Below are 14,914 nucleotides of genomic sequence, written 5' to 3'. Positions count from 1 at the left end.
GGGTTCAGTTCCTGGCAGGCAAGGGCTTGCGAACCGCCGGATGGGCGGCTGCGGTGAGGCGGTAGCGGCGTCCCGACGGCGCGGCGTATCTGCGGGCCAGCGCGGTGACGGCGGCGCTGACCTCTTCGGTGAAGGCGTCGAAATCCGTCGGCGTGGCGAAGCTCACGTCGGCCTCGACCGTCAGGGTCAGCAGGCGCGATCCTTCGGCGGCGGCGTCCTGGCGCATCCGCGCGACGTCGCGGACGATGGTCGAGGCGGTCGAGATCAGGTGGTCGGCGGCGTGGCGGTCCTGGGCCTCGATCGCATCCGGATCGGGCGGAGCCTGCATCAGGGCCGGGTCGAGGACATAATCCCGGGCGGCGACGAACAGGCGTTCGGTGAAGCCGCGTTTGCGTCGCTCGCCCGCGGGCTGGACCAGACCGGCGGCCTCGAGGGCGCGTAGATGATAGCCGATCTTCTGGCGCGGCATATCGAGCCGTTCGGCCAGTCCCGCCGCCGAAGCCGGTTCTCCGAGGGCGTTCAGGATGCGGCGACGGATGGGCGCCAGCGCCAGCAGGGCGGTGTCGAGATCGTCAAGCAGGGCTGAGGGTCGGGCCGTCATGGCTCCAAACCTGCATTAGACAAATATAGTTGTCAAATCGACTAGGCGCGCGAGCCGACGTCCTTCGACGCACGCTCGAGCACGGCGGCGGGCGGTTCTCCGGGCGCGACCTCGGCCACGCCCACCTCGAACTCGACGACGAAGGGCGAGCGGTCGGGGCCGGCGTCGAAGGCGGTGCAGCCGATGACGGCGGCGATGCGGTCGGCGGCGATCCGCGCGGACGGACCCCGTGTGGCGGGCAGGGCGAGGGCGAAGACGTCGGGCGACAGCCGGGCGGCCGTGTCCTCCGTGCGGATCAGGCGAGAAACCATGGCCCCGATCTGGGGCAGGGCGCGGTCGAGCCAGCCGTCCTTGCGGGCCTCCGTCACGGCCGGGGTTTCCGAGACCCGGAGGACGACGACCGACAGGGGACGCCGTCGCAGGCGCGCGCCCTCGGCGATCCGGGCGAGGTGGCTGGCGAACAGTTCGGGCGTGAACAGGCCGGTGGCGGGATCGGTCAGGCCGGATCCCCGCGCGCTTTCCAGCGCCCGCCGGACGGCGACATGGCGCCGGTGGTGCCGGGCCAGGGCGACGATCCGCTCGGCGGTCTCGTCTTCCGGCGTATCGGCGGCGGCGACGTCCGCGAAGCCGCGGTTGTAGAGCTCCGACAGGTTTATCTCGCCGGACCCCCGCAGATAGAGCACCGCGGGGATGTGATAGAGGCGGGTGTTCCGCTTCATGCCCGAGGCGATCGACAGGGCCGGGGCGTGGTCCTCCGCCCCCCACAGCACGGCGGCGTCGAACGGCCGCTCATGCAGGTAGTCGAAGGCGGTGTAGGGCGTCGGCGCGGCCACCACCTCGCAGCCGTGGGCGACCAGGGCGTTGGACAGGGCCAGGAAGTGGCGGTCGGGCTTGCCGGCGGCCAGCACCCGCAGGGGACTTAGGTCGGCGTCGGCGAGCGGCAGGGGCTCGCCCCGGGCGGCGAAGGTGGCCTCGCGCAGGCTCACCTCCTCCTCGGCGATGGCCGAGCGGACGAGGTTCTCGAGCCGGAGGGCCGCCTGGGCGGCGTGTGGCGGGCTCGACATGGCGATGTCGGCGACTCCGGGGGGCCAATCCACCGCTTCGGGGCCGATGGCCATGACCGGGAGGCAGCGTGGCGAGACGGTCTGACGCAGGGCGGTGACGCCATCGGCCGCATCCGGGATCCGCGTGTCCAGGATCACGGTCTCGAGCGGCCAGTCGATCAGGACCTGCACGGCGCCGGCCAGCGACCGGGCGGTGACCGTGCGCCAGCCCAGCGCATCCAGTCCCTGGCACAGGGAGCCGATCAGGTCGTCATCGGGGGCGACGACCAGAATACGCGGATCGGAAGTCAAAGGCGGTGTCTCCAGCAGCCCCCCACCCGGGCTGCGCTCTCAAGCGGGCGGACCATAGCGAGGGTCGCCTTGGCGAGGCAACCTGGCGGGCCGTCCTTTCCCCATCGTCGAATTAGGTTAAAGGAAAGCGGCATCGGGGGCGGGACAGGGTATCAGTTTGCAGGCCAGGGCGGATATCAAGGAAGCCGTGCGTTGGGCGACGCCCGCGCTGTGGGGGCGTCTGGCGGTCAAGGCGTTCGCGCGCAGCTGGGGCCGGGACGTCATGCTCTACACGGGCGGCGTGTCGTTCTTCGCCCTGCTGGCGGTGTTCCCCGCGATCGCGATCCTGATCGGCTTCTACAAGGCGGTGCTGTCGATCGGCCAGGTCAGCGAGCAGGCGGCGGCCCTGGCCGACGTCATGCCGCACGCGGCGCGCGCCATCTTCATGACCGAGATCGACCGGCTGGCCCACGCATCGGCGCGGACCGTGTCCGCCCAGAGCGCCTTCGCCCTGATCATCGGCGGATACGCGGCGCATCGGGGATTCAAGGCCCTACTGGCCGGACTTAACCTGATCCATGACGAGACGGAGCCGCACGGCTTCCTCAAGTTCAACCTGCTGGCCTTCTTCGTGGCGCTGTTCGCCTTCGCCCTGTTCACCGTCGTGTCGGGCGCCGTCGTGACCTCGCGGCTGCTGGAGCATGCCGGACCCGGCGCCGCACCCGGCGGCGTCGGCCAGGAGGTGGCGCTGGTCGGCCTCTGGCCGGCCCTCGGGCTGGGGGTGGGGCTGACCATGCTCTACCGCTACGCCATGTCGCACCGGGACCGGGTCGAGTGGTTTCCCGCCATCGTCGGCGGCGTGGTGGCGACGGTGATGTCGACCATCTCGTCCTGGCTGTGCGCCATCTATGTCGAGCAGATCGCCCCGTTGGGCGCGACCTACGGCTCGGTCGGCGCGATCGTCGTGCTGCTGATCTGGCTGTCGTGGAACGTCAACGCCATCTTCTACGGCGGGGCCTTCGCGACCGAGATGGAGATCGTCCAGCGGTCGAGGGGCGCGCCCGAGCTGGAGCCGGCCGATCCGCTGCCGGAGTCCGTGGTCAGTCTGTCGGAGCGACGGGCGTCTCGACGTCGATAGCCAGGACGCCGTCGGTCTCGATGATCGAGATCACCCGGCCGCCGATCCCCGCCATCAGATGCGGCACGTCGATCCGGGCCATCGGATCGGTGGCGAGCAAGGTCAGGCGCGCGCCGGGGGCGGCGTCGCGCATGGCCTTCTGCAGTTTGAGGCTGGGGGTCGGGCAGCGGTGGCCGCGGGCGTCGACGATCATGCGCCGATCCGGTCCAGCAGCAACTCGAGCGCGACGCGGACGCTGTCCGCCCTGACGGCCTCGCGGCCGATGTCGCCGAAACGGCGCTCGACGTGGATCAGGCCGGCGGGACCCGCCGCCGCGAAATGCACCAGTCCGACCGGCTTGTCGGCCGAACCCCCGCCCGGGCCGGCGATTCCGGTCACGGCCACGGAAAGCCGCGCCGGCGAGCGGGCGAGGACGCCTTGCGCCATGGCGCGGGCGACCGGTTCGGAGACCGCGCCATGGCGTTCGATCAGCTCCATCGGCACGCCCAGCAGATCGACCTTAGCGGCGTTGGAGTAGGTGACGAAGCCGCGCTCGACGACCGCCGAGGAGCCCGCGATGGCGGTCAGGGCCCCGGATACCAGGCCGCCGGTGCAACTCTCGGCCGTGGCGATCGTCAGGCCGCGCGATGCGGCGGTCTCCACGACGGCGCGGGCGAGGGTCTCGATATCGTCGGCAAACATCAAACGGGGCCTTCCGAAGCGGCGGCGAGTCGGTCCAGGGTGCGCGAAGCGCCCGGGGCGGCGCCAGCATACGGGGCGGGCATGAGCGACACCACCGGCGACTCTGGCGTCTCCGCCGCACCCGTTCGGCCGGTCGACCGGTTGACCCCGCTGCTGTTCGCGGTGGCCATCTTCACCTCGGCCTCGCTGGTCTTCGTGGTCCAGCCGATGGTGACAAAGCTGGTCCTGCCGATGCTGGGCGGATCGCCGGCGGTGTGGAACACGGCGATGGTGTTCTTCCAGGCCGCGCTGCTGGCCGGGTATCTCTATGCTCACCTGCTGCAGCGGATCGCCTCGATCAAGCTGCAGGTGGCGGTCCACCTGGGACTGCTGCTGCTCGCCGCCCTGTTCCTGCCGCTGCACATCAACGGCTGGCTGGGCGACCCCGATCCGGCGGCGCCCATCGCCTGGCTGCTGGCGACGCTGACCCTGTCTGTCGGCGCCCCGTTCGCGGTGCTGTCGGCGACGGCCCCGCTGCTGCAGGCGTGGTTCGCGCGGGTGCGGGTCGGTTATCCCGACGGCAAGAACCCCTACGTCCTCTACGCCGCCTCCAACCTGGGCAGTTTCCTGGCGCTGCTGTCCTACCCGTTCCTGATCGAGCCGCTGACAAACCTGGCCGGACAGAGGCTGGGCTGGAGCGGCGGATACGCGGCCTTCCTGCTGATGGTGGCGGCGCTGGCGTTCACGGTCTGGCGCCGGCGTCTCGACCGCACCGTCGAACCGGCCCCGCTGGCCGCGACGCCGCCGATCCCGTGGCGCGAGAAAGGCGTCCTCATCCTGCTCGCCGCGGCCCCGTCCAGCCTGATGCTGGGCGTGACGGCCCACCTGTCGACGGACGTGGCGTCGGCGCCCTTCCTGTGGGTCATGCCGCTGGCCCTGTACCTGCTGACGTTCGTCATCGCCTTCCAGACGAGGCCGTGGATTCCCCTGCCGGTGACCCTGGTGCTCCAAGGGGCGCTGGGAGCGCTCTGTGTCGTGGTGGTGGCTTTCCGCACGCTGGACTTCCGGATCGCCTTCGCGGTCCACATCCTGACCTTCTTCCTCACCGCCCTAATGTGCCACCAGACCCTGGCGGCGCGGCGGCCGCCGCCGGACCGGCTGACGGAATTCTACCTGCTGCTGTCGGTCGGCGGCGTGGTCGGGGGAGCGTTCACGGCCCTGCTGGCGCCGGTGATCTTCAACGTGGTCTGGGAATACCCGCTGGTGCTGGTGCTCGTCGGCCTGGCCCGGCCGTGGGGCCACGGCCGGCTGCGCGGCGAGGAGGTCGGGACGCTGGTCGCGGCGGCCGCCGTCACCGGCCTGGCCGCAGGCCTGTCGTGGTGGCTGACGACCGATCTCGAGGCCTGGGGCGCCCTGTGGCGCATGGCGCCCGGCGTGAACCTGACCAGCCTGTGCATGATGCTGCTGGGGCCGGCCGCGATCTGCGCCTTCCTGCTGCGCGACCGGGCTCCGGCGTTCACGGCGGTGCTGCTGATGACCGCCCTGGCCTCCCAGTACGTCTCGCGCGGGTATGACTACAGCTATTCGGAACGCAGCTTCTTCGGCGTCATGCGGGTGGCGAAGATCGTCGATCCGCGGCTGGGCGGCGACGTCCACGTGCTGATGCATGGCACCACCCTGCACGGGGCCCAGGCGCGCGACCCCCGCTTCGACTGCACCCCGTCGCTCTACTATAATCCGCAAACCCCGATCGGGCAGGCGGCGGATATCGTCGAGGCGCGGGGGCCGGCCAATATCGGCGTCGTCGGACAGGGCTCGGGCGGCATGGCGGCCTACAAACGGGCCCAGGACACCATGACCTTCTTCGAGATCGACCCGATGGTCGACCGGATGTCGCGCGATCCCCGCTGGTTCACCTACATCTCGGACTGCGCGGCGGGGGACATCCGAACCGTGCTGGGCGACGCGCGCCTGACCCTGAACCGCGAGCCGGCCGGGTCGTACGACCTGCTGATCATCGACGCCTTCTCGTCGGACGCGGTGCCGACCCACCTGCTGACGATGGAGGCGATCGAGGGCTATCTGCGGCTGCTGAAGCCGGACGGGGTGCTGCTGCTGCACCTGTCGAACCGGAACCTGGAGATCACCCTGCCTGCCGTCGCAGCGGCGCGGGCCCTGGGCAAGCCGAGCCTGCACAACCTCTACCTCGAGGACGGCACGCAGCCCGACATGGCCGTCGCCTCGACCGAGGCCCTGATCATCTCGCCGACCGAGGCGGGCCTGGCCGGCTTCCGCTCGCATCCGGACTGGGCCGTGTCGCCGGAGACGTCGGTGCGGCCCTGGACGGACGACTACGTCAACCTGTTCGGCTCGCTGTGGCGCGCCTTCCGGCCACCGCCCGAGCGGCCGAACTAGAGCGGCAGGTCTATCGTCGCCACGGCCTGGGCGGCGAGGCCTTCGCCGCGGCCGGTGAAGCCCATGGCCTCGGTCGTGGTCGCCTTGACGCTGACGGCGTCGAGCGGGAGCGACAGCAGGGCGGCCAGTCGCTCGCGCATGGCCTGACGGTGCGGCTTCACCTTCGGCCGCTCGCAGATCAGGGTCACGTCGACATTGACCAGCCGGCCGCCGCGGGCGTGCAGCCGCTCGACGGCGTGGATCAGGAAACGGTCGGAGGACGCGCCCTTCCACTGCGGGTCGGTGGGCGGGAAGTGGTCGCCGATGTCCCCGTCACCCATGGCCCCGAGAAGGGCGTCGGTCAGGGCGTGCAGGCCGGCGTCGGCGTCGGAATGGCCGATCAGGGTCTGGTCGTGGGCGATCTCGACGCCGCACAGCCAGACCGAAGCGCCGGGGCCCCAGCGGTGGGCGTCGAAGCCCTGGCCGACACGGGTCTGGCGGGGAAGAAGGGCCTCGGCCATGGCGAAATCCTCCGGATAGGTGAGCTTCATCAGGCGGGGATCGCCCTCGACGAGGCGGACGCGGCCGCCGGCGCGCTGGACCACCGTCGCCTCATCGGTGGCCGACTCGTTCGCGGGCCAGCCGGCGTAGGCGTCCGTAATGGTTCCGAACCGGAAGGCCTGCGGCGTCTGGGCGCGCCACAGGCCGTCGCGCTCGACCGCGCGGTCCATGAGGCCGTCCGACGCCCGGCGCAGGCTGTCGGCGACGGGCAGGGCGGGCAGGGCGCCGTCGGCCTCCGCCAGCGCCTCGAGCGTCCGGCGGATCACGGCGGCGTCCAGCATCGGCCGCGCGGCGTCGTGGACCAGCACCGGCCGCTCGCCCGGACCCCCGAGGACGGAAAGACCGTTGCGCACCGAATCCGCGCGGGCCGCCCCGCCGGTGGCGAGCCGCCATCCCGTCAGGCCGGCCAGGGCGTCCCCGGCCTCGGCCCCAGACCCGGGCGACACCACCACGACCAGATCCTCGGCCCCCGCGGCCAGCAGCGCCTCGACCGACCAGCGGATCACGGGCTTGCCGCCCAGAAGCCGCCACTGCTTGCCGCCGCCGGCGCGGGAGCCGGAACCGGCGGCGACCACAATGGCGGCGAAGGCGGGGAGGGGCGATGTCATTCCGGCCTTCTAATCGCCGCCGTCGTGCTTGACGAGGGCGCGTCAAGCAGCGGTAAGGGGCCGATGGCCACAGGCGTGCAGATTGGCGACGTGTGGACGCCCGGTCGGGTGTTCATGGCGCCCATGACCGGGATCACCGACCTGCCGTTCCGGCGGCTGGCCTCGCGGCTGGGCGCGGCCTATGTCGCCACCGAGATGGTCGCCGCCGCCGAACTGGCCCGGGCGCGGCCCGACGTGGTGCGGCGCGCGGCCGTCGGAGAGGGCCTTCCGCTGACGGTGATCCAGCTGGTCGGGCGCGATCCCGCCGCCATGGCCGAGGGCGCGCGCATGGCCGAGCGGGCCGGAGCCGACATCATCGACCTCAACTTCGGCTGTCCGGCCAAGGAAGTCACGGGCGCGGCGTGCGGCTCGGCCCTGATGCGGACGCCGGACCTGGCCTGCCGGCTGATGGAGGCGGCGGTGACCGCCACCTCCCGCCCGGTCACGGTCAAGATGCGGCTGGGCTGGGACGACGCCAGCCGCAACGCGCCGGAACTGGCCCGGCGGGCCGAGGCCATCGGCGTCCGGGCGATCACGGTGCATGGCCGGACGCGTCAGCAGTTCTACACCGGCGCCGCCGACTGGAGCGCGGTCGGCGAGGTCAAGGCGGCGGTGGGCGTGCCGGTGATCGTCAACGGCGACATCGTCACCGCCGAAGACGCGCGGGCGGCGTTGGCGCAGTCGGGCGCCGACGCCCTGATGCTGGGCCGCGGCGTCTATGGGCGGCCTTGGCTGGCGGCGCATCTGGAGCGGGCGCTGGCCGACGGCACGGTGCTGGAAGAGCCGGGCGCGGCGGAACGGCTGGCCATCGTGATCGAGCATTTGCGGGCCTCGGTCGCCTTCTACGGCCTGCCCCTGGGCCTGAAGATGTTCCGCAAACATCTCGGCTGGTACATCGAACAGGCGCCCTGGCCCACCGATCCGCTGGAACGGCGCGCCGCCAAGGCCCGGTTGTGCCGGCTGGATGCGCCGGAGGAGGTCGAGACGGCGCTGGCCGAGCTGTGGCGGCCGGTGACGCTTTCCGGCAACTCCGCTGTTGATATTGAGCCACAGTTCGCCGAAGCTGGAGCGGCATGACGGACGCGCCCCCTACGGCAACCGGACCCGACGCCGCCCCGCTCCGCGGGCCGGCGCGCTGGTTCGCCGGCTGGTCGGAAGAGCGTCGGCGCACCACCTTCCTGATCGCCTACACCGTGGCCTTCCTGATCACGATCGCGGCGATCTGGCTGGTGGCCGTGGCGCCCGGCGCCAGCGGCGAGGGCGCGCGGGGCATGGCGAGCCAGGCCGTGCTGATCGTCCTGGGCATCAATCTGCTGCTGATCGGCGGACTGGCGATCGTCATCGGGCGACGGGTGTTCTCGCTGTTCCAGCGCCGGACCCACGCCGGGGCCCGGCTGCATCTGCGCTTCGTCACCGTGTTCTCGCTGGTGGCGCTCGTGCCGGCGGTGCTGATCGCCCTCGTGTTCGGGGTGCTGGTCAACCGGGGCGTCGACCAGTGGTTCAGCGGCAATGTTCAATCCGCGGTGCAGAACAGCGCGAAGATCGGTCGCGCCTACGTCCGGGACGTCAGCCTCCAGGTCGAGTCCGACCTCGAGGTCATCGCGGATGAGCTGGCGGCCCCGGAGGCCCGCTCCCGTTTCGCCTACCGGATCCAATTCTCGGAGGTCCTGGCCCAGATGGCCGACCTGTTCGGCTATCCCGCGCTCTATATCGTTGACGGACAGGGGCAGGTATTGGCCCAGGGCGAACTGGCGGGCGCTCCCCCGTATCTCGCTCCCTCGCAGCAGGACATCCAGATGGCCGCGCAGGGAGAGACCGCGCCCATCAACGTAACGGAAAACCCCGACACCATCCGCACGCTCTATCCGCTATCGGGTTATGGCGACGCCTATCTCTATCTGGTGCGCCCGATGCAGCCGGGCCTGATCGCCCAGATGCGCAACGGCGAGGCGGCGATCGTCGCCTACCGCGAGGCGCAGGAGAGCCGGGAACGCATCCAGGTCGCTTTCGCCCTGAGCTATATCGAGACCGCCCTGCTGGTGCTGGTCGGCGCGGTGTGGCTGGGCATGTCGGCGGCGACGGCCATTTCGGCGCCGATCGGCCGGCTGGTCGAGGCGGCGGACCGGGTCGCCGGCGGCGACCTGACAGCGCGGGTCGAGGGCGAGGACGGTCCGGGCGAGATCAAGAACCTGACCGCCGCCTTCAACCGCATGACCGGGGATCTCGAGGCGCAGCAGGCGGCGCTGAGGGCGGCGAGCGAAGAGGCCACGGGCCGGACTCTGTTCATCGAGACCGTGCTGTCGGGCGTCTCCGCCGGAGTCATCGGCGTGGACAAGCGGCGCCGCGTCTCGGCCATCAACGACAGCGCCGTGGAATTGTTGGGCCTCTCCGACGCCCGGATCATCGGCCGGCCGCTGGGCGAGGCGGCGCCGGAGCTGAGCGAACTGGCCGGCCGGGCCGAAGCGCATATCGAGGAAGAGATCGACGTCAGCCGCGATGGCGAGACGCGGCGCCTGCGGGTGCGGATCGAGGGCGGCGTCGGCGGCGAGATGGTGCTGACCTTCGACGACATCACCCGACTGGTGACGGCCCAGCGCAACGCCGCCTGGCGCGACGTGGCCCGTCGCATCGCCCACGAGATCAAGAACCCGCTGACCCCGATCCAGCTGTCGGCCGAGCGGCTGCGGCGGCGCTACCGCAAACAGGTCGGCGACGACGTCGAGGTGTTCGACCGCTGCACCGAGACCATTATCCGCCAGGTTGGCGACATCGGCCGGATGGTGGACGAGTTCTCGTCCTTTGCGCGCATGCCGGCGCCCCGCTTCACCGCCGAGAATCCGGCCGAACTTCTGCGCGAGGCGGTCTTCGCCCAGCGCGTGGCCGCGCCCGATATCGGCGTCGAACTGATCGAACCCCTGCCCAAGGTGGTGCTGCACGCCGACGGACGAATGGTCGGACAGGCCCTGGCCAACATTCTGAAGAACGCCGGCGAGGCGGTGGCGGCGCGGCGGGCGGCCGCCCCGAAGCCGGCGGACGGCAAGCGCCCCGGCGTATCCGCGCGCCTGGAAGTGGCCGACGACATGGCCACCTTCATCATCGAGGACGACGGCGTCGGCCTGCCGGCCCGCGACCGCGACCGGCTGACCGAACCCTATGTGACCACGCGCGAGAAGGGCACCGGCCTGGGCCTGGCCATCGTCAAGCGCATCTGCGAGGAACACGGCGGCGAGCTTAAGCTGGCCGACGCCGAGCAGCTGTCCGGCGCGCGCGTGTGCCTGATCTTCCCCCTGAAATCTCCACTGCAAGCGACCGGCGCGACCGGAGGCAAGGACGCGAAGGCGTCCCGGTCCCGGACTGTTCCGGCCGGCGAATAGCGAGGCGACATGCGATCCACGGGAGCCGATATTCTGGTCGTCGACGACGAGGCGGACATCCGCGAACTGGTCTCCGGCCTGCTCGAGGACGAGGGCCACGCGGTGCGCGTCGCCTCCAACTCGGACGAGGCCCTCGCCGCGATCCGGGCGCGCAAGCCATCTCTGGCCCTTCTGGACATCTGGATGCAGGGCGGGGGCCTGGACGGGCTGGAGCTGCTGGACGTCATCAAGGAGCTGGATCCCGACCTGCCGGTCGTGATGATCTCGGGGCACGGCAACATCGAGACGGCGGTCACGGCCCTGCAGCGTGGGGCCTATGACTTCATCGAGAAGCCGTTCAAGTCCGACCGCCTGGTCGTGGTTGTTCAGCGCGCGCTGGAAGCCTCATCCCTGAAGCGCGAGAACCGGCGGCTGCGGGCCCAGGTCGCGGCCCCGACCGGTTTCATCGGCCGGTCGGCTGCGGCGCAGGCGCTGCGCGGCACCATCGCCAAGGTCGCCCCGGCCAACAGCCGGGTGCTGATCTCCGGCCCGCCGGGCTGCGGCAAGGAACTGGTGGCGCGCCAGATCCACGAGGCCAGCGCGCGGGCCCGCGGCGAGTTCGTGGCCATCGCGGCGGCCGGCATGACGCCGGAGCGTCTCGACCTGGAGCTGTTCGGCGAGGAAGGTCACGACGGCCGTCCGAGCAAGATCGGTGTCTTCGAGCGGGCCCATAACGGCACCCTCTACCTCGACGACGTCGGCGACATGCCGCGTGAGAGCCAGAGCCGCATCCTGCGCGTGCTGGTCGAGCAGCGCTTCCGCCGGGTCGGCGGCGAGCAGGACGTCCAGGTCGACGTCCGGGTGATCACCTCCACCTCGCGCGACCTGAAGCAGGAGATCGCCGAGGGCCGGTTCCGCGAGGACCTGTTCCACCGGCTGAACGTGGTGCCGATCCGCGTGCCCGCCCTGTCCGAACGGCGCGAGGACATCCAGGAACTGGTCGACTATTTCATCGAAACCCTCGCCGTATCGCAGGGGCTGCCGCGGCGGCGGCTGGGCGACGACGCCATCGCCGTGCTGCAGGTCCACCCGTGGCCCGGCAATGTCCGCCAGCTGAGGAACAACGTCGAACGGCTGCTGATCCTGGCGACCGGCGACGTCAACGAACCCATCGGCGCCGAGGCCCTGCCGCAGGAGGCGACCAGCGCAGGGTCGAGCGGCTCGCTGGGGGCCGAGCGGATCATCGCCCTGCCGCTGCGCGAGGCGCGCGAGGTGTTCGAGCGCGAATATCTGGCCGCGCAGATCATGCGCTTCGGCGGCAATATCTCGCGCACCGCCGCCTTCATCGGCATGGAGCGCTCGGCCCTGCACCGCAAGCTGAAGTCGCTGGGCGTGTCGCCCGCGCGCGGGGCTGTCGAGGACGAGGAAGAAGGAGCCCTCGAGGCATGAGCCGCGTCGCCTATGTCAACGGAACCTACCGCCAGCACGCCGATGCGACGGTGCATGTCGAGGACCGCGGTTTCCAGTTCGCCGACGGCGTCTATGAGGTGTGGTCGGTGTTCGAGGGGCGGCTGGCCGACTTCGACGGCCATATGACCCGCCTGCACCGCAGCCTGGACGAACTGCGCATTCCGATCCCGATGACCCGCGAGGCGCTGGGCCGGGTGCTTAAGGAGACGGTGCGCCGCAACCGGGTGCGCGAGGGGCTGGTCTACATCCAGGTGACCCGCGGCACGGCCCGGCGCGACCATCCGTTCCCGCCCGAAGGCACGCCGCCGAGCGTGATCGTCACCGCGCGTTCCCTGCCGCTGTCGAAAGGCAATGCGGCGGCCGACAAGGGCGTCGCCGTCATCACCCAGCCGGACATCCGCTGGGGCCGTTGCGACATCAAGACGGTCGGCCTGCTGCCCAACGTGCTGGCCAAGCAGGCGGCGAAGGAACGCGGCGCGGCCGAAGCGTGGATGGTCGACGAGATGGGGCTGGTCACCGAGGGCTCCTCGACCAACGCCTGGATCGTCGACGAGGACGGCAAGCTGCGCACGCGGGACACCCAGTCAAACATCCTGCACGGCATCACCCGCGCGGCGGTGATGCGGATGGCCGCCGACGAGGGGCTGGCGGTCGAGGAGCGGGCCTTCTCGGTCGACGAGGCCAAGCGGGCGCGGGAGGCCTTCTACACCTCGGCCAGCGGCTTCGTGATGCCGGCGGTGTCGATCGACGGGACCCGGATCGGCGACGGCAAGCCCGGCCCGGTGGCGACGCGGCTGCGCGCCCTGTACCTCGATCAGGCGCGCCGCGACGCCATCTAGGCGTTGCGAGCGCCGCAGGGGCGGTTAAGGTGCGGGGCCGGACGCGCGATCCGGCCCCGACCGCTCCCCCGGCCGGCGCAACAAGCAAGAACAGGCTGAACCTGCCATGTCGCAAGACAAGTCCAAGAACCTTCAGGACACCTTCCTCAACAGCGTCCGCAAGACCAAGACGCCGCTGACCATCTTCCTCGTCAACGGGGTCAAGCTGCAGGGCATCGTGACCTGGTTCGACAACTTCTGTGTGCTGCTGCGCCGCGACGGCCAGTCCCAGCTGGTCTACAAGCACGCCATCTCGACCATCATGCCGTCGGCGCCGGTGCAGCTGTACGAGCCGGAAGCGGACGAGGACTGATCCCTCAGGGATAGCCCCGCGGCTGTCGCATACCTATCTGTCGTCACCGCCCGACTCCCAGAAAGCTGCACGCCCACTTGGCCACCCCACTGATCGACCACGCCGTCCCGCTGATCCGGGCCATCGTCATCCACCCCGACGGTCGCAGCGAGAGCTCGCGGCTGGCCGAGGAGCGTCTCGAGGAGGCCGCCGGCCTCGCCCGGGCGCTCGACCTCGACGTCCGCGCCGAGGAGATCGTACGCGTGCGCAAGCCGACGCCGGCCACCTTGTTCGGCTCGGGCAAGGTCGAGGAGCTGGCCGCGCTGGTCCGCGCCGCCGACGCCGAGGCCGTGGTCGTCGACGACGACCTGTCGCCGGTGCAGCAGCGCAATCTGGAGAAGGCCTGGGACTGCAAGGTCATCGACCGCACCGGCCTGATCCTCGAGATCTTCGGCCGGCGGGCGCGAACCAAGGAAGGCCGGCTTCAGGTCGAGCTGGCGCGGCTGGACTACGAGCGGTCGCGGCTGGTGCGGACCTGGACCCACCTGGAGCGCCAGCGTGGCGGCACCGGTTCAACCGGCGGCCCCGGCGAGACCCAGATCGAGCTCGACCGGCGCCTGATCGCCGACCGGATCGTCAAGCTGAAGACCGAACTGGAGGAGGTCCGCCGCACCCGCGGCCTGCACCGCAAGGCCCGGGCCCGCGTGCCGTTCCCGGCGGTGGCGCTGGTCGGCTACACCAACGCCGGCAAGTCGACCCTGTTCAACCGGCTGACCGGCTCGGACGTGGTCGCCAAGGACCTGCTGTTCGCCACCCTCGACACCACCCAGCGCACCATCCGCCTGCCGCAGGGCCGGCCGGCGATCGTGGCCGACACCGTCGGCTTCATCTCCGACCTGCCGCACGAACTGGTCGAGAGCTTCCGCGCCACCCTGGAGGAGGTCGGCGAGGCCGACCTGATCCTGCACGTACGGGACATTGCGTCGCCGGACAGCGAGGCGCAGCGCAAGGACGTCGAGGCGGTGCTCAAACAGATCGAGACGCCGGAGGGCAAGACCCGCCGGGTGCTGGAGGTCTGGAACAAGATCGACCTGCTGGACGCGGAAGCGCGCGAGGCGGTGCTCGGCCAGGCCGAGCGGCTGCGGGCGCAGGGCAACGCCGTGGCGGTGTCGGCCTGGACCGGGGAGGGGATCGAGGCGTTGCGCGAGACCATCGCGGGGCTGATCGACGACGATCCGGAGACGGAGCTGGTGCTGGACCCGTCGCAGGGCGAGGCGCTGGCGTGGCTGTACGAGAACGGCCGCGTCACGGGGCGCGAGACGGACGGGGAGGGGCGCACGCATGTGGTGGTGCGGCTGCACCCGGCGGCGCTGGGGCGGTTCGAGCGGCAGTTCGGTTAGAGCAGCCACTCAGCCGAAGCCGCGGAGACCTTCAACGCGGGTCTTCTGTCGATCTCTCGCCATGTCCCGTCGGAAGTGTCGAATTCAATCAGCACATATTCGCGTCCGCAGGTCGGCCAACTCGTACACGGCGCTTTGTTGGGTGCAGAATCCCAAGGCGAGTCGGCCCACGCGCGAAGGGCCTCA

At 70.9% G+C, this 14,914-nt stretch carries 13 protein-coding genes; 8 read left to right on the top strand and 5 right to left on the bottom strand.

Translation table 11 applies throughout. The features are described from left to right. Positions 1–4: 4 nt before the first annotated feature. Both ACSQ1L_RS02105 and ACSQ1L_RS02100 read right to left on the bottom strand, forming a co-directional pair. Positions 5–601 (bottom strand): ArsR/SmtB family transcription factor, encoded by a 597-nt coding sequence (locus tag ACSQ1L_RS02105; protein WP_435991474.1) that lies wholly within the window; start codon positions 599–601, stop codon positions 5–7. Positions 602–642: 41 nt separating this feature from the next. Beyond that, the gene (locus ACSQ1L_RS02100) at positions 643–1,956 is read right to left on the bottom strand and encodes a diguanylate cyclase domain-containing protein (protein WP_435991472.1); all 1,314 of its coding nucleotides are present in this window, start codon (positions 1,954–1,956) and stop codon (positions 643–645) included. A 157-nt stretch (positions 1,957–2,113) separates the two neighbouring features. Here ACSQ1L_RS02100 and ACSQ1L_RS02095 point away from each other — a divergent pair, with 157 nt between their 5' ends. Then, a complete protein-coding gene (locus tag ACSQ1L_RS02095) occupies positions 2,114–3,073 on the top strand; it encodes a YihY/virulence factor BrkB family protein (protein ID WP_435991471.1) in 960 nt (319 codons plus the stop codon). On the opposite strand, the gene ACSQ1L_RS02090 is transcribed toward ACSQ1L_RS02095, so the two are convergent. Then, the gene (locus ACSQ1L_RS02090) at positions 3,036–3,266 is read right to left on the bottom strand and encodes a sulfurtransferase TusA family protein (RefSeq protein WP_435991469.1); all 231 of its coding nucleotides are present in this window, start codon (positions 3,264–3,266) and stop codon (positions 3,036–3,038) included. The two genes, ACSQ1L_RS02095 and ACSQ1L_RS02090, sit on opposite strands and share 38 nt — an antisense overlap. After that, complete coding sequence (locus ACSQ1L_RS02085; protein ID WP_435991468.1) at positions 3,263–3,754, bottom strand: CinA family protein; 492 nt, start codon at positions 3,752–3,754, stop codon at positions 3,263–3,265. Before ACSQ1L_RS02085 ends, ACSQ1L_RS02090 begins: the two co-directional genes overlap by 4 nt. Before the next feature lie 81 nt (positions 3,755–3,835). On the opposite strand from ACSQ1L_RS02085, the gene ACSQ1L_RS02080 reads away from it, so the two are divergent. Beyond that, a complete protein-coding gene (locus ACSQ1L_RS02080; RefSeq protein ID WP_435991466.1) occupies positions 3,836–6,148 on the top strand; it encodes a spermidine synthase in 2,313 nt (770 codons plus the stop codon). Here the strand turns inward: ACSQ1L_RS02080 and ACSQ1L_RS02075 are convergent. Continuing rightward, on the bottom strand, positions 6,145–7,296 hold the full coding sequence (locus ACSQ1L_RS02075; protein WP_435991464.1) for a bifunctional 2-C-methyl-D-erythritol 4-phosphate cytidylyltransferase/2-C-methyl-D-erythritol 2,4-cyclodiphosphate synthase: 1,152 nt from the start codon (positions 7,294–7,296) through the stop codon (positions 6,145–6,147). The two genes, ACSQ1L_RS02080 and ACSQ1L_RS02075, sit on opposite strands and share 4 nt — an antisense overlap. A gap of 63 nt (positions 7,297–7,359) precedes the next feature. On the opposite strand from ACSQ1L_RS02075, the gene dusB reads away from it, so the two are divergent. From dusB to hflX, 6 genes are all read left to right on the top strand, one after another. After that, the gene (gene dusB / locus ACSQ1L_RS02070) at positions 7,360–8,412 is read left to right on the top strand and encodes a tRNA dihydrouridine synthase DusB (RefSeq protein ID WP_435991462.1); all 1,053 of its coding nucleotides are present in this window, start codon (positions 7,360–7,362) and stop codon (positions 8,410–8,412) included. Then, positions 8,409–10,709, top strand: a complete 2,301-nt coding sequence (locus tag ACSQ1L_RS02065) for an ATP-binding protein (protein WP_435991460.1) — start codon at positions 8,409–8,411, stop codon at positions 10,707–10,709. Before dusB ends, ACSQ1L_RS02065 begins: the two co-directional genes overlap by 4 nt. Positions 10,710–10,718: 9 nt before the next feature. Continuing rightward, positions 10,719–12,137 carry a nitrogen assimilation response regulator NtrX gene (gene ntrX, locus ACSQ1L_RS02060; RefSeq protein ID WP_435991458.1) on the top strand — a complete coding sequence of 473 codons (1,419 nt, stop codon included), beginning with the start codon at positions 10,719–10,721 and terminating at the stop codon, positions 12,135–12,137. Further along, positions 12,134–12,997, top strand: coding sequence for a D-amino-acid transaminase (locus ACSQ1L_RS02055; RefSeq protein WP_435991456.1), 864 nt, complete (start codon positions 12,134–12,136; stop codon positions 12,995–12,997). Before ntrX ends, ACSQ1L_RS02055 begins: the two co-directional genes overlap by 4 nt. A 106-nt stretch (positions 12,998–13,103) precedes the next feature. Beyond that, a complete protein-coding gene (gene hfq, locus ACSQ1L_RS02050) occupies positions 13,104–13,349 on the top strand; it encodes an RNA chaperone Hfq (protein ID WP_055830158.1) in 246 nt (81 codons plus the stop codon). A gap of 77 nt (positions 13,350–13,426) precedes the next feature. Further along, positions 13,427–14,728, top strand: a complete 1,302-nt coding sequence (hflX, locus tag ACSQ1L_RS02045; RefSeq protein ID WP_435991455.1) for a GTPase HflX — start codon at positions 13,427–13,429, stop codon at positions 14,726–14,728. Positions 14,729–14,914: the final 186 nt, after the last annotated feature.

The organism is Brevundimonas sp. LjRoot202, assembly GCF_964253355.1.
In the GTDB taxonomy this organism is placed as follows: domain Bacteria; phylum Pseudomonadota; class Alphaproteobacteria; order Caulobacterales; family Caulobacteraceae; genus Brevundimonas.
Note: the sequence above shows the minus strand (reverse complement) of the source record. Positions and strands in the feature narration are given on the sequence as shown.

Excerpts from the sequence above, each read along its gene's own strand:
- ACSQ1L_RS02085 (WP_435991468.1), bottom strand. The coding sequence starts at position 3,754 with ATGTTTGCCGACGATATCGAGACCCTCGCCCGCGCCGTCGTGGAGACC.
- ACSQ1L_RS02090 (WP_435991469.1), bottom strand. The coding sequence starts at position 3,266 with ATGATCGTCGACGCCCGCGGCCACCGCTGCCCGACCCCCAGCCTCAAA.
- ACSQ1L_RS02055 (WP_435991456.1), top strand. The coding sequence starts at position 12,134 with ATGAGCCGCGTCGCCTATGTCAACGGAACCTACCGCCAGCACGCCGAT.
- hfq (WP_055830158.1), top strand. The coding sequence starts at position 13,104 with ATGTCGCAAGACAAGTCCAAGAACCTTCAGGACACCTTCCTCAACAGC.
- ntrX (WP_435991458.1), top strand. The coding sequence starts at position 10,719 with ATGCGATCCACGGGAGCCGATATTCTGGTCGTCGACGACGAGGCGGAC.
- ACSQ1L_RS02105 (WP_435991474.1), bottom strand. The coding sequence starts at position 601 with ATGACGGCCCGACCCTCAGCCCTGCTTGACGATCTCGACACCGCCCTG.
- ACSQ1L_RS02080 (WP_435991466.1), top strand. The coding sequence starts at position 3,836 with ATGAGCGACACCACCGGCGACTCTGGCGTCTCCGCCGCACCCGTTCGG.
- ACSQ1L_RS02075 (WP_435991464.1), bottom strand. The coding sequence starts at position 7,296 with ATGACATCGCCCCTCCCCGCCTTCGCCGCCATTGTGGTCGCCGCCGGT.
- ACSQ1L_RS02065 (WP_435991460.1), top strand. The coding sequence starts at position 8,409 with ATGACGGACGCGCCCCCTACGGCAACCGGACCCGACGCCGCCCCGCTC.
- dusB (WP_435991462.1), top strand. The coding sequence starts at position 7,360 with ATGGCCACAGGCGTGCAGATTGGCGACGTGTGGACGCCCGGTCGGGTG.